Source organism: Flavobacterium daemonense, assembly GCF_007341385.1.
Taxonomy (GTDB): Bacteria; Bacteroidota; Bacteroidia; order Flavobacteriales; family Flavobacteriaceae; genus Flavobacterium; species Flavobacterium daemonense.
Genome location: NZ_VJYD01000008.1, coordinates 210742 through 230202, shown reverse-complemented (window position 1 = coordinate 230202; position 19461 = coordinate 210742). Strand labels below are relative to the sequence as shown.

The 19461-nt window shown below is 33.9% G+C and carries 22 protein-coding genes; 21 read left to right on the top strand and 1 reads right to left on the bottom strand.

What is annotated here, in order from left to right; translation table 11 throughout:
• Positions 1 to 164: 164 nt before the first annotated feature.
• A complete protein-coding gene (locus FND99_RS12610; protein WP_144338310.1) occupies positions 165 to 755 on the bottom strand; it encodes an HD domain-containing protein in 591 nt (196 codons plus the stop codon).
• A gap of 234 nt (positions 756 to 989) precedes the next feature.
• Here FND99_RS12610 and FND99_RS12605 point away from each other — a divergent pair, with 234 nt between their 5' ends.
• From FND99_RS12605 to FND99_RS12505, 21 genes are all read left to right on the top strand, one after another.
• Positions 990 to 2408, top strand: coding sequence for an MBL fold metallo-hydrolase (locus FND99_RS12605; RefSeq protein WP_144338309.1), 1419 nt, complete (start codon positions 990 to 992; stop codon positions 2406 to 2408).
• Between the two features lie 151 nt (positions 2409 to 2559).
• Positions 2560 to 3123, top strand: coding sequence for a YeeE/YedE family protein (locus FND99_RS12600; RefSeq protein ID WP_144338321.1), 564 nt, complete (start codon positions 2560 to 2562; stop codon positions 3121 to 3123).
• Positions 3124 to 3133: 10 nt separating this feature from the next.
• Positions 3134 to 3613 (top strand): DUF6691 family protein, encoded by a 480-nt coding sequence (locus tag FND99_RS12595; protein ID WP_144338308.1) that lies wholly within the window; start codon positions 3134 to 3136, stop codon positions 3611 to 3613.
• A gap of 24 nt (positions 3614 to 3637) precedes the next feature.
• The gene (locus FND99_RS12590; RefSeq protein ID WP_144338307.1) at positions 3638 to 4156 is read left to right on the top strand and encodes a GNAT family N-acetyltransferase; all 519 of its coding nucleotides are present in this window, start codon (positions 3638 to 3640) and stop codon (positions 4154 to 4156) included.
• A gap of 495 nt (positions 4157 to 4651) precedes the next feature.
• Positions 4652 to 5113, top strand: a complete 462-nt coding sequence (locus FND99_RS12585) for a MarR family winged helix-turn-helix transcriptional regulator (protein ID WP_144338306.1) — start codon at positions 4652 to 4654, stop codon at positions 5111 to 5113.
• 4 nt (positions 5114 to 5117) lie between these two features.
• Entirely contained in the window at positions 5118 to 5750 is a 633-nt protein-coding gene (locus tag FND99_RS12580; protein ID WP_144338305.1) for an NAD(P)H-dependent oxidoreductase, read from the top strand.
• 33 nt (positions 5751 to 5783) lie between these two features.
• Positions 5784 to 6350, top strand: a complete 567-nt coding sequence (locus FND99_RS12575) for a YceI family protein (protein WP_144338304.1) — start codon at positions 5784 to 5786, stop codon at positions 6348 to 6350.
• A 203-nt stretch (positions 6351 to 6553) separates the two neighbouring features.
• Entirely contained in the window at positions 6554 to 7834 is a 1281-nt protein-coding gene (locus FND99_RS12570; protein WP_144338303.1) for a hypothetical protein, read from the top strand.
• Positions 7835 to 8135: 301 nt separating this feature from the next.
• Complete coding sequence (locus FND99_RS12565; RefSeq protein ID WP_144338302.1) at positions 8136 to 9536, top strand: anthranilate synthase component I family protein; 1401 nt, start codon at positions 8136 to 8138, stop codon at positions 9534 to 9536.
• 113 nt (positions 9537 to 9649) lie between these two features.
• Positions 9650 to 10093, top strand: coding sequence for a hypothetical protein (locus tag FND99_RS12560; protein WP_144338301.1), 444 nt, complete (start codon positions 9650 to 9652; stop codon positions 10091 to 10093).
• A 98-nt stretch (positions 10094 to 10191) separates the two neighbouring features.
• A complete protein-coding gene (locus FND99_RS12555; RefSeq protein WP_144338300.1) occupies positions 10192 to 10758 on the top strand; it encodes an anthranilate synthase component II in 567 nt (188 codons plus the stop codon).
• A gap of 109 nt (positions 10759 to 10867) precedes the next feature.
• Positions 10868 to 11860: an anthranilate phosphoribosyltransferase gene (trpD, locus tag FND99_RS12550; protein WP_144338299.1), complete on the top strand. Its 993-nt coding sequence runs from the start codon at positions 10868 to 10870 to the stop codon at positions 11858 to 11860.
• A gap of 21 nt (positions 11861 to 11881) precedes the next feature.
• Positions 11882 to 12250 carry a four helix bundle protein gene (locus FND99_RS12545; protein ID WP_144338298.1) on the top strand — a complete coding sequence of 123 codons (369 nt, stop codon included), beginning with the start codon at positions 11882 to 11884 and terminating at the stop codon, positions 12248 to 12250.
• 56 nt (positions 12251 to 12306) lie between these two features.
• Complete coding sequence (trpC, locus tag FND99_RS12540) at positions 12307 to 13086, top strand: indole-3-glycerol phosphate synthase TrpC (RefSeq protein ID WP_144338297.1); 780 nt, start codon at positions 12307 to 12309, stop codon at positions 13084 to 13086.
• Between the two features lie 157 nt (positions 13087 to 13243).
• Positions 13244 to 13876 carry a phosphoribosylanthranilate isomerase gene (locus FND99_RS12535; RefSeq protein ID WP_144338296.1) on the top strand — a complete coding sequence of 211 codons (633 nt, stop codon included), beginning with the start codon at positions 13244 to 13246 and terminating at the stop codon, positions 13874 to 13876.
• An 11-nt stretch (positions 13877 to 13887) separates the two neighbouring features.
• On the top strand, positions 13888 to 15069 hold the full coding sequence (gene trpB / locus FND99_RS12530) for a tryptophan synthase subunit beta (RefSeq protein WP_144338295.1): 1182 nt from the start codon (positions 13888 to 13890) through the stop codon (positions 15067 to 15069).
• Between the two features lie 58 nt (positions 15070 to 15127).
• The gene (locus tag FND99_RS12525; protein WP_144338294.1) at positions 15128 to 15445 is read left to right on the top strand and encodes a gamma-glutamylcyclotransferase family protein; all 318 of its coding nucleotides are present in this window, start codon (positions 15128 to 15130) and stop codon (positions 15443 to 15445) included.
• 10 nt (positions 15446 to 15455) lie between these two features.
• Complete coding sequence (locus tag FND99_RS12520; protein WP_144338293.1) at positions 15456 to 16193, top strand: carbon-nitrogen hydrolase family protein; 738 nt, start codon at positions 15456 to 15458, stop codon at positions 16191 to 16193.
• Positions 16194 to 16431: 238 nt separating this feature from the next.
• Positions 16432 to 17193, top strand: coding sequence for a tryptophan synthase subunit alpha (gene trpA, locus FND99_RS12515; protein ID WP_144338292.1), 762 nt, complete (start codon positions 16432 to 16434; stop codon positions 17191 to 17193).
• A gap of 302 nt (positions 17194 to 17495) precedes the next feature.
• Complete coding sequence (locus tag FND99_RS12510; protein ID WP_144338291.1) at positions 17496 to 18125, top strand: TetR/AcrR family transcriptional regulator; 630 nt, start codon at positions 17496 to 17498, stop codon at positions 18123 to 18125.
• Positions 18115 to 19455 carry a TolC family protein gene (locus FND99_RS12505; protein WP_144338290.1) on the top strand — a complete coding sequence of 447 codons (1341 nt, stop codon included), beginning with the start codon at positions 18115 to 18117 and terminating at the stop codon, positions 19453 to 19455. Before FND99_RS12510 ends, FND99_RS12505 begins: the two co-directional genes overlap by 11 nt.
• Positions 19456 to 19461 lie beyond the last annotated feature (6 nt).

Genomic DNA, 19461 nt, shown 5'->3' with positions numbered 1-19461 from the left:
CTTCCTTTCTCAATCATAAATCTACTCAAAATTTCAAAAAACAAATCTAAAGGAGGAACGAGGAATCTCCGCAAGAAGCTCTACAAAGATTGGCAATTTAGCATGCGGAGCTACTTGCGGAGATTCCTCGTTCCTCGGAATGACAAGATTGTGGTTACGTTTGATTATTTTTTTAGAATCCCCTTTTCAACACTTTCATTAATCAGACCTTCAGCATAATTCCATATCGATTTTGAACCTTCTTTAATAACACTTTTCTTTTGGTAGACTTTATCATATTTCACTCCAAATTCTTTCCAAGTTCCGCCGTTATTAGACGTATTTTGCAATAAAGGTTCAAGTCTATCCATAGATCTTGCAAACTTGGCTTCAGCGGTTTCTCCCGCTTCAAATTCTTCCCAAATCGCAATAAAATCTTCCGTTTGTTTTTTTGGAAGCAAACCAAAAATCCTGTTTGCCGCTAATCGCTCTTCATCTGTATTATCATGATTTTTTGTTGTGTCGTATAAAAAAACATCTCCCGCATCAATTTCTACGATATCATGAATCAAAACCATTTTTACGACTTTCAGAACATCAATTAGTTCATTTGAATGTTCAGCTAAAACAATCGCCATTAAAGCGAGATGCCAACTGTGTTCTGCATCATTTTCGCAACGGTCGCTGTTGAAAAGCTTCGTTTTTCGCTGAATGTATTTTACTTTATCAATTTCTTTTATAAAAGCAATTTGATCTAATAAATCTTTCGTGTTCATATCTATCATTTTCGTAAAGTTGTAAAATTACGCAGATTTTTTTTCTCACATATAAGTTATTCAAGTTCATTTTAGCATATTGAAAGGTTACGAATGCTTTATATTTAAATATATCGCTTATATGGTGAAATTCCTCCTGATTTAGAGAAAAAATCAAATTTCTGTAACATTAGTCACCTATTTTCCGAGAAAACAGCGTTACATTTGTATCCCATATATTTTAGATTTCATATCATGAAAATAGAACAAATTTACACCGGCTGTCTAGCACAAGGTGCATATTATATTACTTCTGACGGTGAAGCTGTTATAATTGATCCATTAAGAGAAATTCAACCTTATTTAGACCGTTTGGAACGTGACAGCGTTACATTGAAATACATTTTTGAAACGCATTTTCACGCCGATTTTGTTTCTGGTCACGTCGATTTAAGCAAAGAAACGGGCGCGCCAATCGTTTATGGACCAAATGCTGCCTGTGAATTCGAATGCATTTCTGCAAAAGACGGTCAAGAATTTAAAGTAGGAAAAGTTACTTTTAAAGTATTGCATACGCCTGGTCATACTATGGAAAGCACTACTTTTTTATTGATTGATGAAAACGGAAAAGATCATGCGATTTTTTCTGGCGACACTTTATTTATTGGAGACGTTGGTCGTCCAGATTTAGCGCAAAAAGCGGCCGGAATGACACAGGATCAATTGGCTGGAATTTTATTTCATTCTTTAAGAGATAAAATCATGACTTTGGCCGATGAGGTAATTGTTTATCCTGCGCATGGTGCGGGAAGCGCCTGCGGAAAAAACATGAGCAAAGAAACCGTTTCGACTATTGGAAATCAAAAAGCAACAAACTACGCTTTGCGCGCCGATATGACCGAAGAAGAATTCATAAAAGAAGTTACAGACGGTTTATTACCTCCTCCAGCTTATTTCAGTATGAATGTTGCCATGAACAAACAAGGTTATGAAAGCTTTGAAACTGTTTTGCACAACGGAATGAAAGAAATTAAAGCGGAAGAATTTGAAGCTGTTGCCGAAGAAACCGGTGCTTTAATTCTGGATACAAGAAGTGCAGCAGATTTCAGCAAAGGATTTATTCCGCAATCTATCAATATAGGTATCAACGGTGATTTTGCGCCATGGGTTGGAACTTTGATTGCCGATGTAAAACAGCCAATTGTATTGGTTACTGCTAGCGGAATGGAAGAAGAAACAGTAACTCGTTTAAGCCGAGTTGGTTTTGACACGATTATCGGGCATCTTGAAGGCGGTTTTGAAGCTTGGCAAAAAGCAGGTTTCGAAATTGATACCGTGAACAGAATTACTGCGGAACAATTTGCAAACGAAGTCAAAATTGATACCGATAAAATTATCGACATCCGTAAAGAGACCGAATACGAAGCAGAACATATTGAAGATGCCTATAGCAAACCTTTAGCATATATTAATGATTGGGTTAAAGACATCAACCCAAATGAACATTTTTATTTGCATTGCGCTGGTGGTTACAGAAGTATGATTGCGGCTTCGATTTTGCAGGCTCGCGGTTTCAGAAATTTCTCTGAGATTGAAGGCGGTTTCGGAGCGATCTCAAAAACAGAAATTCCAAAATCTGATTTTGTGTGCCAAAGCAAAGTCTTGAAAGCATAAATATAATTTTTACCATTAAGATATTAAGTTAATTAAGTTTTTGAGCTTAATGAAACTTTTCAAAGAAGGTGAAGAAAAATTAAGCGTTCCAACTTAATTAACTTAATATCTTAATGGTTAAAAACCAAAACACTTAATTTTAATTATGAGTATATTAGAAATTATAAAAGAACCTTGGCCTTGGTACGTTGCCGGTCCGTTGATTGGATTAACAGTTCCAATTTTATTAATTATTGGGAATAAATCTTTTGGGATTAGTTCTTCGCTTCGTCATATTTGTGCGATGTGCATTCCTGCAAATATTCCGTTTTTTAAATACGACTGGAAAAAAGAAAGCTGGAATTTATTTTTTGTTCTCGGAATATTTTTAGGCGGATTCATTGCAGCTCATTTTCTTTCAAATCCAAATCCGGTGGAAATTGCTCCTGAATTATCAGAAAAACTAGCTACTTACGGAATAACAGATCATACTGGTTTAGTTCCGTCTCAGTTATTTTCGTGGGAAAGTTTATTGACGCTTCGCGGATTTATTATGATTGTTGTCGGAGGATTTTTAGTTGGTTTCGGAACACGTTATGCCGGCGGATGCACCAGCGGACACGCGATTATGGGATTATCAAACTTGCAATGGCCATCGTTAGTAGCAACAATCTGTTTTATGATTGGCGGTTTTGTGATGGCACTTTTGATTTTACCTTATATTCTTTCACTTTAAAATTTCAAAAATGAATAATTTAGAAAATAAAATCACAGACGGCGAAGGAATCAACGCAAGCGAGAAAAAAGAAACTGCATTAGGTAATCTTAAATATTTAATTGTTGGAATCTTTTTCGGAATTGTGTTTGTCAAAGCCGAAATCATCAGCTGGTTCCGTATTCAGGAAATGTTCAACTTGCAATCGTTTTTTATGTACGGCGTAATTGGAAGCGCAGTTGCTGTTGGTGTTATCTCTGTATTTCTGATTAAAAAATTCAATATTAAAACCCTGCAAGGTGAAAAAATCGAGATTCAGCCAAAAACTTTCAGCAAAGGTCAAATCTATGGCGGTTTGATGTTTGGTTTTGGATGGGCAATTACTGGCGCATGTCCAGGTCCGCTTTTTGCACAAATTGGTACTGGCGCAACCGTAATTGTTGTGACTTTAGTAAGTGCAATTACAGGAACTTGGTTTTATGGTTTGATTAAAGATAAATTGCCTCATTAATTACTTTTTATTTAGATTACAAAAATGAGTTCAACAGAACAACTACATTTAAGGAAAGCTACTATTTCTGAAATTCCTGTTATATGGGAAATCCTTCAAGATGCAATTGAACAAAGACGATTAGACGGGAGCACACAATGGCAAGATGGATATCCTAACGAAGTTTCGATTAAAAATGATATTGAAAACGGTTATGCTTATGTATATACAGAAAAAGAATCGGTTTTAGCGTATGCTGCTATTATTTTTGACATAGAACCTGCTTACGAAAATATTGTAGGCAAATGGCTCAGCAATGGCGATTACACTGTTGTTCATCGCGTAGCGGTTTCAAAAACAGCAAAAGGAAAAGGAATTGCGACTAAATTATTTGAAAGCATTGAAGGCCTAAGTGTCCAAAATAACGTGTACAGTATTAAGGTAGACACCAACTTTGATAATATTCCGATGCTTAAGATTCTTGACCGATTAAAATATACTTATTGTGGCGAAGTTTATTTTCGAGGCTCAGCGAGAAAGGCTTTTGAGAAACGATTGATTTAAGCATTTGTAAATAAAGTAAACCCGACAGGTTTTAAAAACCTGTCGGGTTTCTTGTATCATGTGCTCGCGTGAGGGATAGAGCTAAGCTACCGAAGTAGCAGCGAAAGCCCGACAGTATCCCGATAAGTGGGCGTATATACGCAAAGTAATTTTGCCCACTTATCGGGATGATGGCACGCCCAAATGATTTTAGATTTTAGATTTTAGATTTTAGATTTTAGATTTTAGATTTTAGATTTTAGATTTTAGATTTTAGATTCCTAAACCCGACAGGTTTTTTAAACCTGTCGGGTTTACATTAACAACCCCTAACTTTATATTAAAGTTAAATATCAATAAATCAATACTTTAAAAGCAAAAATACCTTATTTTTATTCTTGTTTTATCGCATTCAAAATTGGCATTATTTTGAATTAACAAATAATTAACACAACATTTGTATATACAAATATTAAAAGTTATACATTTGTATATACAAATTATACACTTACGACTATGACAATTGAAGAGGTTATTAAGAGTACAGTTAAGATGGATAATGCGAAAAAAGTTATTCTGAATATTATGTACACGCAGAATGTGATTCAGGATCATTTCAACGAAATAATGAAACCGTATGATTTATCTGGAGAACAATATAATGTGCTGCGCATATTAAGAGGACAAAAAGGAAATCCTGCTAATATGTGTGTGATACAAGAACGTATGTTAGCCAAGACGAGCAACACAACCCGATTAGTCGACAAATTATTACTTAAAGAATTGGTAACAAGAAATGTTTGTCCGGACAATAGACGAAAAATCGAGGTTTTGATTACTCAGAAAGGATTAGATGTTTTGAAAGAATTAGACCCGAAGGTAGATGAGCACGAGCGCGTATTTGCCGACAATATAAGCCCAGAAGAATTAGAATTATTAAACAAGTTATTAGAAAAATACCGAACCCAACAAAATTAATATTATGAGTACATTATTAGACAACCTAAATTGGAGATACGCAACAAAGAAATTTGATGCAACAAAAAAAATCACTATTGAAGATTTAAATACTTTAAAAGAAGCAGTAAGATTAGCGGCTTCATCATACGGATTACAGCCTTACAAAGTAATTATTGTTGAAAATCCAGAAATTAGAGAAAAACTAAAAGCGGCAGCTTATGGACAAACTCAAATTACTGACGCTTCTCAGTTATTTATTTTTGCAAACGACTTAAATGCAGGACCAGAATCTGTAGATGCTTACATCAAAAACATTAGTGAAACTAGAGGAGTTCCTACTGATGCATTAGCTGGATTCAGCGATATGATGAAAGGCACTCTTGCAAACTTATCACAAGATGCAAAAAACATCTGGACGGCAAAACAAACTTATATTGCTTTAGGAACTCTACTTGCGGCGGCGGCTGAATTAAAAATCGACGCTACGCCTATGGAAGGTTTTAATCCTGCGCAATTCAACGAAATCTTAGGTTTTGACAAATTAGGCTTAAACGCTTCAGTTATCGCTACTGTAGGTTACAGACATGATGAGGACGACGCTCAGCACTACAAAAAAGTTAGAAAATCTCACGAAGAATTATTTATCACTCTATAATTATTTATTAATCAAAACTCAATTTTTAACAACATGAAAAATTTAAAAACAATTGCAATAGCATTATTCGTAGCAGCGGCTAGTATTTCAGTAAATGCTCAAACTAAAAAAATCGACGCAAAAGCATCTACTATTAAATGGGTAGGTAAAAAAGTAACTGGAGAGCACTCTGGAACTGTAAACTTTAAAGAAGGTGCTGTAGTTTTCAAAGGAAAAAAACTAGTTGGTGGTTCTTTTACTGTTGATATGACTTCATTAACTTCTACAGATTTATCTGGAGAATACCAAGGAAAATTAAACGGTCACTTGAAATCAGCAGATTTCTTTGGAACTGACAAATTCCCAACTGCAAAATTAGTTTTCAAAAGTATTGGTGCTAAAGCAACAGACGTTTACACAGTTACTGCTGACTTAACTATCAAAGGAATTACTAAACCAGTAACTTTTGATATTACTGTAGCTGGAAACACTGCAACTACAGCTTTCAAAGTTGACAGAACTAAATACGATATCAAATACAACTCTGGTAACTTCTTCGAAAACTTAGGAGATAAAACTATCAACGACGATTTCGAATTGACTGTAGCTTTAAAATTCTAATCTGAATTTACTGATTCATACATAAACAAAACCTCGACAGTTTACGCTGCCGGGGTTTTGTTTTTTTTATTTATTCTTTTCAAAAAAATAACGTTCTTAATACTTAAATAACGCTTTCATAATAACTATAACCGAATAGTTTAACATTCGGACTCTACTTTTGAGAAATTAAAAATCAAAAACTAGAAATTAAAATTATAGTTATGAAAACAAAAACTACTCTTGCTTTTTTTATCGTTTTAAGCACTTTTTTTCTGCAAGCCCAACAGCAGGCTAAAGGAATTATTGGGACCACAAACTGGATGAACAATTGGACCAATTTTAAACCTGCTGCCAACGAATATAATGAAGCAACTAATATAATTGCCGGAACTATTGACAAAGACACAAAATTACTGAAACGTAATACGTATCAATTAGTTGGTGTTGTTTATGTAACCAATAATGCTACTTTGACAATTGAACCAGGAACTGTTATTCGCGGAGACGATAAAACTTGCGGAACGCTTGTAGTTACTAACGGTGCCAAAATTATGGCGGAAGGAATAGAAACTGATCCTATCGTTTTTACTTCAAATAGAGAAAAAACCGAGAGAAAACCGGGCGACTGGGGCGGCATTATTATTTTAGGAAAAGCTCCTATAAATAATTTAGGCGGACTTCATACTTTGCCTTTTGATCTTGAGCCAATGCTGAATCATTATGGCGGTCAGGATGCTGAAGACAATTCTGGTGTTTTGAAATATGTACGAATCGAATATGCAGGAAGAAAACTAAGCTCATTGAAAGAATTAAACGGACTTTCATTAGCAGGAGTTGGAAGAAAAACGGTTTTAAGCAACATTCAAATCAGTTTTTCAAATGATGATTCTTTTGAATGTTATGGCGGAGACTTGAACTTGAATAATTTAGTTTCTTATAGAACTACTGATGATGATTTTGATTTTACGCAAGGTGCTCAAATTAATATCAGCAACAGTATTGCAATTCGTCATCCTTTTTCATCAGATATTTCGGGATCGAGATGTTTTGAGGTTGATTCTTATGACAAAATCGGAAATACTGATATGTCTAAAAAAATGACAAAAATTAATGCAACTAACATAACATTGGTGAATCTTGAAGAAAACAATCAGGGATTAGTGCGCGAGTCGGTTTACGTACGAGAAAACACTTTCTTTAATTTATCAAACAGTATAATTTCAGGATTTATGCCATTTGTTTTATTGGAAGGAAACATTGGAAACGGAGAAGTAAATTTGGCAAAACTTACCTTCAAAAACTTGATCGTAAACAATTGCAATGGTGGCATTACGAGTGAATCTTCATCAAGCAATCCTGCGATTGAAAGTTTCTACAGCAACCAAAATTCAGATATACAATATACAAAAATGAAAAATACTGAGTTGTTTGCAATACCTAACATAAAAGGAAGTCCAGATTTTAGAGCAAACCAAAACAATACGCTGGCTATTGGAAATTAAGGCATTAAGCATGCTTTAAATTCTAAAATTTAACAAATTTTCAGATTTAGAAAAGTTTTTTTTCAATTTTTATGTATTCAAATTGAAATTACATTTATATCTTTGTGATATCAAAATAAGGAAATGAAAACATTAATGAACAATACTTGGTGGTGGAAGAATTTACGTCAAACGTCGTGAACGAAGCTTCCTATGGTATTTTCAAAACTATAAATCTAAAAGGCTTGTCATCACGACAAGCCTTTTTTTTTGATCAAAACTCTAGCTGAAAAATATATTAAAAACTAAAAAACAACATACTTTGAAACCTTTTATACTCAATACGCATTACAAGCAGATTCTGGCAGATACGATTACGCCGGTAAGCATCTATTTCAAGATAAGAGATAAATTCCCAAATAGCTTATTATTGGAGAGTAGTGATTATCACGGAAACGACAACAGTTTCTCATACATCTGCTGCAACCCGATCGCTACAATAAAAATCGAAAACGAAACGATTTCTAAAACTTTCCCAGACGGAACATCTGAACAAATTATAATTGATGCTTCGACGAGTATTCCGGAAGTAATTCAGGAATTTTCAAGCCAATTTAAATCGGAGAAAAACGATTTTAAATTCATCAATAATGGATTATTCGGATACATTTCTTACGATGCTGTTCGTTATTTTGAGAAAGTTTCAATTGCCAAAAAAGATACAGCAACTTCAATTCCAGATGTTTTTTATGCTGTTTATCAAAACATTATTGCAATCAATCACTTTAAAAATGAAGCTTATATTTTCTGCCACAGCGTTGACGGAAGAAATAATATTTCTGAAATTGAACAATTATTACAATCGAGAAATATAGCATCATACAAATTCTCTAAAGAAGGCGAAGGTTTCTCAAACTTAACCGACGAAGAATTCAAACATAATGTCGCTTTGGCTAAAAAACATTGCTTTAGAGGAGACGTTTTTCAATTGGTTTTATCTCGTCGTTTTACGCAAGGTTTTAAAGGTGATGAATTCAATGTTTACCGTGCTTTAAGAAGCATTAATCCATCTCCATATTTATTCTTTTTTGATTACGGAGATTTCAAAATATTTGGATCTTCACCCGAAGCACAAATCATTGTAAAAAATAGAAAAGCCGAAATTCACCCAATCGCAGGAACTTTCAAAAGAACAGGAAATGACGAACGCGACGCGCTTTTGGCCAAAGAACTTTCTGAAGATAAAAAAGAAAACAGCGAGCACGTAATGCTTGTTGATTTGGCAAGAAACGATTTAAGCCGAAATGGTCACGATGTAAACGTGGAAAAATACAGAGAAGTTCAGTTTTTCTCTCACGTAATTCACTTGGTTTCAAAAGTTACTGGACATTTACATGATAAAGCAACAACAATGCAAGTTGTTGCCGATACTTTTCCTGCGGGAACTTTAAGCGGTGCTCCAAAACATAGAGCGATGCAATTGATTGAAGATTATGAAAAAACAAATCGTAATTTCTACGGTGGAGCAATTGGCTTCATGGATTTTAACGGAAACTTTAATCACGCAATTATGATTCGAACTTTCCTTTCTAAAAACCATCAGTTGCATTGTCAAGCTGGCGCCGGAATTGTAGCAAGTTCTGATGAAGAAAGTGAAATGCAGGAAGTTTATAACAAATTAAGAGCATTGAATACGGCGCTTGAAATGGCGGAGAAAATTTAGTGTTCAGTGCTCAGTTTTTTAGTTTTCAGTTGTTGAAACCTGAAACCTGAAACAACAAACCATAAACAACAAACCATAAACCATAAACCATAAACCATCAACAATAAATAATTATGAAAAAAGTACTGTCAATTTTTATTTTAATCATTACACTAACTTCTTGCAATTCGGAGAAAAAAGAGAATCCTATTAAAGGAACCTGGCGCCTTATATCAGCAGAAACGACAGAAAAAGACTCAACGTTCTCGACTTTCAATCCAAAAACAAAAATGATTAAGATTATAAACGATACTCATTTTGCTTTTTTCAATCATGACTTGAATAATGGCAAAGATTCAACAAATGCAGTGTTCTTTGGCGGAGGCGGAAAATATACTTTAAAAGATAGTGTTTACACAGAAAATCTAGAGTATTTCAACAATCGTCAATGGGAAAATGGAAAATTTGAGTTTGTTGTAAAAGTCAAAAATGACACCTTAACTCAAAAAGGAGTAGAAAAAGTAGAAAAATTAGGAATCGACCGCATTATTACTGAAAAATACGTTCGAGAAAAATAGAAAAACATTTAAAAATTTAAAGATTGAATGATTTAAAAATTATTCAAAGAAAGGATTTTTAAATCTTTAAATCATTCAATCTTTTAATAGAAAATAAAATGAAAAAAATATTAGTTATAGACAATTACGATAGTTTCACTTACAATTTAGTGCACTATTTAGAAGATTTGAATTGCGAAGTTACTGTTTATAGAAACGATGAATTCGAAATTGACGAAATCGCTTCTTTCGAAAAAATCCTGCTTTCTCCAGGACCTGGAATTCCAGATGAAGCTGGTTTATTAAAAGCGGTAATTGAAAAATACGCGCCTACAAAAAGCATTTTGGGCGTTTGTTTAGGACAGCAAGCAATTGGAGAAGTTTTTGGCGGAACGCTTTCTAACCTTGATAAAGTGTACCACGGCGTTGCAACGAATGTAAAAACGGTGGTTTCAGACGAAATTTTGTTTGAAGGTTTAGGAAATGAATTTGAGGTTGGAAGATATCATTCGTGGGTTGTTGATAGCAATTTACCAGAAGTTCTTGAAGCTACTTCGGTTGATGAAAACGGACAAATTATGTCTTTGCGTCACAAAAATTACGACGTAAGAGGCGTCCAGTTTCACCCAGAAAGTGTTTTGACTCCAAACGGAAAAAGAATTTTAGAGAATTGGATTAAAAGTTAGTTTTTTTGTTTCAGGTTTCACGTTTCAAGTTGTTGGAACGTGAAACCTGAAACAAAAAAACAAAACCTTAGCATCTCAGAATCTTAGAACCTTAGCAACTTAAAAAAAAATGAAAACTATATTAAACAAATTGATCAATCACGAAGTGCTTTCAAAAGAAGAAGCCAAAGACGTATTGATTAATATTTCAAGCGGACAATACAATCCGAGTCAGATTTCGGCATTTTTGACTGTTTATATGATGCGAAGCATTACAATTGACGAGCTTTCGGGATTTCGTGAAGCACTTTTAGAATTATGTATTCGTGTCGATTTATCAGCCTATAACACAATCGATTTATGCGGAACTGGCGGTGACGGAAAAGATACTTTCAACATTTCGACTTTGGCGTCTTTTGTTTCGGCAGGAGCAGGAATTAAAGTAGCAAAACACGGAAATTACGGTGTTTCATCGATTTCAGGATCGAGTAACGTAATGGAAAAAATGGGAATTAAATTCAGCAATGACCCTTCATTTTTAGAAAAATGTATTGATCAGGCCGGAATTTGCGTTTTACACGCTCCCCTATTTCACCCGGCGATGAAAAATGTTGGGCCAATCCGTAAAGAATTAGCAGTAAAAACATTCTTTAATATGTTGGGCCCAATGGTTAATCCGTCGTTTCCACAAAATCAATTGGTTGGCGTTTTCAATCTTGAATTAGCTAGAATGTATGCGTATTTGTATCAAAATACCGATACCAATTTTACCATACTTCATTCGCTTGACGGTTATGACGAAATTTCTTTAACTGGCCCAACAAAAATCATAACAAGTCATATGGAAGGAATGTTGAAACCAGAAGATTTTGGCATTAGACTTTTATCTCAAACCGAAATTGAAGGTGGAAAAACCATCGAAGAATCAGCAGAAATTTTCACAAATATCATTTCAGGAAAAGGAAACGAAGCACAAAATAATGTCGTTTGTGCTAATGCGGCAATGGCAATTGCAACGGTTACAAAATGTTCTCCAAAAGAGGGATTTGAATTGGCAAAGGAAAGTTTATTGTCAGGAAAAGGGCTTAAGGCATTGAATAAATTGAAAGATTTAATGATTTAAAGATTGAAAAATTAAAAAATTATGACAAAATCTTTTGAAGAATTTGAAGTCTACAAAAAAGGAATTCAGCTAGCAAAATTAATTTTCACATTAATGAACAGTAAACCTTTCGAAAGAGAATTTGGATTTAAAGATCAAATAAAAAGAGCAGCTGTATCAATAACAAATAATATTGCCGAGGGATCAGAATACAACAACAATAAACAATTAATACGTTATTTAAAAATTTCAAAAGGAAGTTGTGCAGAAGTGAGAAGCATGCTCATATTATCAAGAGAACTTGAATTATGCAATCAATTAGAAATCCAAAAGGGTTATGATTTAAGCATAGAAATATCGCAAAACTTATCAAACTTTATAAAATATTTAAATACTAAAATAGATTCTTAATTTTTAGATGAATTTTTCAATCTTTAAATTTTTCAATTTTTAAATTATAATAAACCATGAATATTTTAGATAAAATAATAATAGACAAACAACGAGAAGTCATTCTTAAAAAATCAATTATTCCAGTTTCGCAATTGGAAAGTTCTGTGTTTTTTGGAAAAGAAACTATTTCGTTAAGTCAAAAATTAAGAGAAAGCAATTCGGGAATTATTGCAGAACACAAACGTCGTTCTCCATCAAAATCAATTATAAACAACAATTTTACTGTTGAAGAAGTGGTAAAAGGTTATGAAAATGCCGGAGCTTGCGGAATTTCAGTTTTAACAGACGGAAAATATTTTGGAGGATCTCTTGACGATTTACTTTTAGCGAGAGCTTCAGTAAACATTCCGCTTTTGCGAAAAGAATTTATTGTTGATGAATATCAAATTCTAGAAGCAAAAGCCTACGGAGCCGATTTGATTTTATTAATCGCAGCCGTTTTAACGCGCGAAGAAATAAAATCATTATCTGAATTTGCAAAAAAAATAGGCTTGGAAGTTCTTTTGGAAGTTCACAATCAAGAAGAATTAGAAAAATCAATTATGCCGAGTTTAGACATGATTGGCGTAAACAACAGAAATTTAAAAACATTTGAAGTTAGCTTGGATTTCAGCAAAGAATTAGCATCTCAAATTCCGAATGATTTTGTAAAAGTTTCTGAAAGTGGGATTTCATCAATCGAAGCCATTCAAGAACTAAAACCTTACGGTTACAAAGGCTTCCTAATTGGAGAAAACTTCATGAAAACCGACAATGCAGGACAAGCAGCTATTGACTTTATAAGTCAGCTGTAAGCCGTAAGCTTTAGGCTATAAGCTTTTAGCAAAAGTCGAATAAAAAAAATCAACGCAAAGTTAAAAAGCATAGTTCTTATTGCTTAAAGCGTAAAAAAGAATCAGCACAAAGCAAAAAGCCTAAAGCTTATTGCCTAAAGCTTAAAGCATCAAAAAAATGAAACTCAAAATATGCGGCATGAAATACCCCGAAAACATTCTCGAAGTAGGAGCGCTCCTACCCGATTATATGGGATTTATTTTCTGGGAAAAATCCGCTAGATATTGCAACGGAAATGTTCCTGAATTAATAAAAACGATCAAAAAAGTGGGCGTTTTTGTAAATCAAAGTCAGGAAGAAATTCTTGAAAAAGTTGCAAAATATAATTTACAAGCTGTTCAGTTACACGGAAATGAATCGGTGGAATTTTTATCAGAATTAAAAAAACAATTGCCAAAGAAAATCGAAATTATTAAAGTATTTTCAGCAGATGAAAATTTCGATTTTGAAATCATAAAACCTTTTGAAAGTGTCAGTGATTATTTTCTGTTTGACACAAAAGGAAAATTACCCGGCGGAAACGGAACAACTTTCGACTGGAGTATCTTAAAAAAATACAATTCTGAAAAACCTTTCTTTTTGAGTGGCGGCATCGGAATGAATGAATTAAAAGCCATTGAGGAAATTTCAAAAAGCAAATTGCCTATTTATGCGGTCGATATAAATAGTAAATTTGAAATTGAACCGGGGCTGAAAAATAAAAATCTATTAAGCAATTTCAAGCGAAAATTTGATGTTGCCAACTTTTAAAATTGGAAAAAATGAATTTTAATGTTAACGAAAAAGGATATTACGGAGAATTTGGAGGCGCTTACATTCCGGAAATGTTGTATCCAAACGTAGAAGAATTACGCCAGAAATACTTAAGCATAATGGATGAGCCAGATTTTAAAGCGGAGTTCAACCAATTGTTGAAAGATTATGTAGGACGCCCTAGTCCGCTGTATTTCGCAAAACGTTTATCTGAAAAATACAATACAAAAGTCTATCTAAAAAGAGAAGACTTGAATCATACGGGAGCGCACAAAGTAAACAATACGATTGGACAGATTTTATTAGCAAAACGTTTAGGCAAAAAAAGAATTATTGCCGAAACTGGCGCGGGTCAGCATGGTGTTGCGACTGCAACAGTTTGTGCACTTATGGGAATCGAATGTATCGTTTATATGGGCGAAATCGACATTGCACGTCAGGCTCCAAACGTAGCGCGTATGAAAATGTTAGGCGCTGAGGTACGTCCGGCACTTTCGGGTTCACGAACTTTAAAGGATGCAACGAATGAGGCGATTCGTGATTGGATCAATAATCCTGTTGACACACATTATATTATTGGATCGGCAATTGGACCTCATCCTTATCCTGATATGGTGACGCGTTTTCAAAGTATTATTTCGCAAGAAATAAAATGGCAATTAAAAGAAAAAGAAGGACGCGAAAATCCTGATTATGTAGTTGCTTGTATTGGTGGCGGAAGCAACGCTGCCGGAACATATTATCACTTTTTGCATGAGCCAGAAGTTGGAATTATTGCTGTTGAAGCTGCCGGAAAAGGTGTTGACAGCGGCCATAGCGCTGCAACTAGCAAATTAGGAAAAGTTGGTGTTATTCACGGATGCAAAACGCTTTTGATGCAAACTCCAGACGGCCAAATTACAGAGCCATATTCTATTTCTGCAGGACTAGATTATCCAGGAGTTGGACCTTTGCATGCACATTTGGCACAAACCGGACGTGGCGAATTTTTCTCCGTAACCGATGATGATGCAATGAATGCGGGATTGCAATTGACAAAATTAGAAGGAATTATTCCAGCAATTGAAAGCGCGCATGCATTTGCAGTTTTAGATCAAAAGAAATTCAAACCTACAGATGTTGTAGTTATCAGTCTTTCTGGACGCGGTGATAAAGATTTAGACAATTATATTGACTATTTTAAATTGTAATAAAAATCGTAATTTGGACATTCGCAAATAAAACCAAATAACGAGAAAATTAATAATTATGGAAAAGTTATTCTCATACGGAACCTTACGTTCAAAACAAATTCAAATGCAGGTTTTCAATAAAGTATTAACGGGAACTGCAGACCAATTGTTGGGTTACAAATTAAAAAGTCTGCAAATAGAGGAAGAATTTGGAATGGCAGATTATGTGGTAGCAGTCGCAAGCGAAAATCCTTCGGAAATTATTCACGGAGTAGTTTTCAATGTTACCGTTGCAGATTTAGCCAAAGTAGATTTGTTTGAATCGAATGCTTACAGAAGAGTTCAAGTAACATTGAAATCTGGAACTGTGGCTTGGATTTATATGGAAAATTAATTACTGCAAAATGATTCTAGCCGTTGCACAAACAAAGCCAAAACGCGGAGATATTGCGTCAAATTTATTAGACCATTATCGACTTATTGAATTAGCTGCGCAAAATGGAGCGCAGTTAATAGCTTTTCCCGAAATGTCAATTACAGGTTATGAAAGAGAAAATGCCATGGAATTGGCTTTCGCCGAAGATGATTACAGAATAGATCATTTGAAAGATTTGGCAACAGATAATAACATTGTCATTATTGCGGGTGCTCCAATTTTAATTGAAGGCAAATTGTTTATTGGCGAATTTATTATCGCTCCAAAAGATTCGGTTTCTATTTATACGAAACAGTTTTTACACGAAGGTGAAGATGAATTTTTCCAATCGACATTTGATTATAATCCGATGATTACGATTGAAAATCAAAATATTTCATTCGCTATCTGTGCGGATATTGATAATCCGAAGCATCCCGAAAATGCTTCAAAAAACAAAACAGATATTTATATTGTTAGCATTTTCTTTACTCCAAACGGAATTCCGAATGCGTACCGAGACTTGCAAAGTTATGCCGAAAAACACAAAATGAATGTTTTGATGTCAAATTTCAGTGGAGAATCTTGGGGAACGCCATCGGCAGGACAAAGCGCTTTTTGGAATAATAAAGGCGAATTAATTGAACAGATGAATGACTCTGATTCGGGATTATTATTGGTTGAAAAGCAAAATGATAATTGGATAAGTAAGGTTATAAAAAATTAAAAAATAGGCTACAGATTACACAAATTTGAACAGATTTTTTTTCACGCAGATTTGGCAGATTAAAGTAGATTTTTATCAAATTATTTTAAAAAAAATCTGCGTAAATCGGCTTAAATCAATTTAAATCTGCGTGAAAAAAATTTCAAGTATGAATCAGTGAAAATCACATAATCTGTGGCAAAAAAACTTAACATACCTACAAGGTTTTGAAAACCTTGCAGGAGAAAAAAATATTAAAATGAACAGAATAACTCAAAAATTACAAGAAGATAAAAAGATACTTTCGATTTATTTTTCTGCGGGATATCCAAGTTTGAATGATACCGTTCAAATTATTCAGGATTTAGAAAAAAACGGGGTAGATTTAATTGAAATCGGACTTCCGTTTAGTGATCCTTTGGCCGACGGACCAACAATTCAGGCGAGTTCTACGCAGGCGCTTCATAACGGAATGACAACTCAAATTCTATTTGACCAACTGAAGAACATCCGCGAAAGCGTAAAAATTCCGTTGATTATTATGGGATATTTTAATCCGATGTTACAATATGGCGTTGAAGCTTTCTGCAAAAAATGTGCTGAAATTGGTATCGACGGTTTAATTATTCCAGATCTTCCGGTTGATGTTTATGCCGATGAATACAAAGCAATTTTCGAGAAATACGGATTAATTAATGTGTTTTTAATTACACCTCAGACTTCAGACGAACGTATTCGTTTTATTGACAGCGTCTCAAACGGATTTATTTATATGGTAAGTTCGGCAAGTGTCACAGGTTCTCAATCTGGTTTTGGAAATGTTCAGGAAGATTATTTCGAAAGAATCGGCAACATGAATTTGAAAAATCCTCAAATCGTAGGTTTCGGAATTTCGAATAAAGAAACTTTTAATCAGGCAACTAAATATGCTAAAGGTGCTATTATTGGAAGTGCTTTTATTAAGCATTTGAGTGAAAGCGGAAGTGGGAAAATTAAGGAGTTTGTTGGGGAGATTCGATAAGCATATAGAATAAAAGTTTCGTTTGTCATTCCGAGGAACGAGGAATCTCCGCGAGTAACTCTACAAAAATTGAGACTTTAAATTGCGGAGCTACTTGCGGAGATTCCTCGTTCCTCGGAATGACAAAACAGAAGGAAAAGAGCCGAAATACTTAGTATTTCGGCTCTTTTATTTTAACACGCAAAGCAAAATTTAACATAAATTATCGAAACCGTTTTATGTTAATATTGTGTTAAAATAAAATTAAACAAGCGTTTAAATTAAACAAGTGTTTAATTTTGTATTCGATTAGAAACAATACCATGTCACACATCGAACTGAACGATAAAAAAATTCAGATCCTAGAAGTTGCTGAGAAGCTATTTTCAGAGAAAGGATTTGAAGGGACTTCTATACGGGACATCTCAAAACATGCAAAAATTAATATTGCTATGGTTTCGTATTATTTTGGTTCGAAAGAAAGGCTTTTAGAGTCTTTAATCATCTACAAAACTTCAGATTTAAAACTGCAACTCGAAAATTTATTACAGGAAAACATCGAACCTCTTGATAAAGTCAATAAATTAATCGAAATTTACATTAACCGAATTAGTTGTAACAAAGGGATTTTCAGGGTTTTACATTTTGAACTTACCTCAAAAAAGATTGAAAAAAGTTTAATTGCCTTTTCAGAGTTAAAAAAAGAAAATTTAAAATCTGTTGAAACAATCATAAAACAAGGCCAAGACAAAGGTGTTTTTAGGAAAGATGTCATCATTCCGTTAATCACACCGACAATTATTGGCACATATTTTCATTTTCATATGAATAAATTTTTTTTCGAAGAATTATTAAATCTGACAACCGAAGAAATGTATAACAATTACATAAAAACCAGTCTCACAAAGCACATTCAACAAACTATAAAAGCGCTACTTGTTTATGAAAATTAGTCAATTAATGCTCTTTGGAGTTTTCTTTATCGGAATATCTTCAGTAGAAGCACAAGAAAAAACAAGTTTAACCTTAGACGAAGCCGTTAAATTGGCTTGGGAAAAAAGTAGTGAATCATCACTTGCCAATTCTAAGGTAAACTCAAAAAAATATGAATTGCAAACCGCAAAAGATACTCAGTATCCTGATTTGAAATTGTCGTCACAATATCAATATTTTCCAACAGCAAACATTCATATGGAATCACAATCAAGTGATAATTCTTCTGATCCTAATGCAGGGCCAGCTCCAAAAATGAATCAAGTTGTTTTTGCTCAAGCAGGAGTTACAATGCCACTTTTTTCTGGATTTAAAATTCAGAATAATGTTGACCTTCACAATAATATGTACTTAGCAGAAAGTGCTAATGCAGTAAAAACGAAAGAAGATATTGCTTTACGTACGGTACAGTATTATACCAACTTGTACAAAGCCCAAAAAAGTCTTGAATTATTGGAAGAAAACAAAAAAAGCACAGAACAACGTGTAGCTGATTTTACTCAATTAGAGAAAAACGGAATCATACCAAAAAATGACCTTTTAAAAGCGCAATTACAGCTTTCAAGAGTTCAATTATTAGTTGATGAAGCTAAAAACAATGTGAGTATTACAAATTATTATTTGGTAACGCTTCTTAAGATGGACCCAAATACTAAAATTTCAGTTAACGAAGGCGATTTAATTAAATTCGAACCTCGTGTTTTACAATCGGATACACAAGTTGCCTTAGAAAACAGAAAAGATTTAGAATCTGTTCGCTTACAAGGCAAAGCAAGTGAAAATAATATAAAAATTGCTAAAAGCACCTACTATCCTTCAGTTGTTCTTTTGGGCGGTTATGCATTGCTTGATGTTAAAAACTTTGTAAACGCTACAAATTTAACTAACGTTGGAGTTGGGCTTTCTTATGATTTATCTGGTTTGATAAAAAACAACAACAATGTAAAAGTGGCTGAAAGCAAATCGGAAGAAGTTAAACATTCTGAAGAAATTTTAACTGATCGTATTAAAGTACAAGTTCAAAAAGCGGCTGAAGATTATGATTTAGCAATTAGCCAAGACGCTGTTTTTGAACAAGCTGTAGTTCAAGCATCTGAAAATTATCGCCTTGTAAAAGATAAATTTGATAACGGTTTATCGGACACAAATGATTTACTTGAAGCAGATGTAGATCAATTAAGCACTCAAATCAATAAAGCATTATCAAAAGCCAATATCATTCAGAAATATTACGAATTGCTAACGGCAACAGGACAAATTTCACAATCATTCAATCTTTCTAAAATATAATCGATA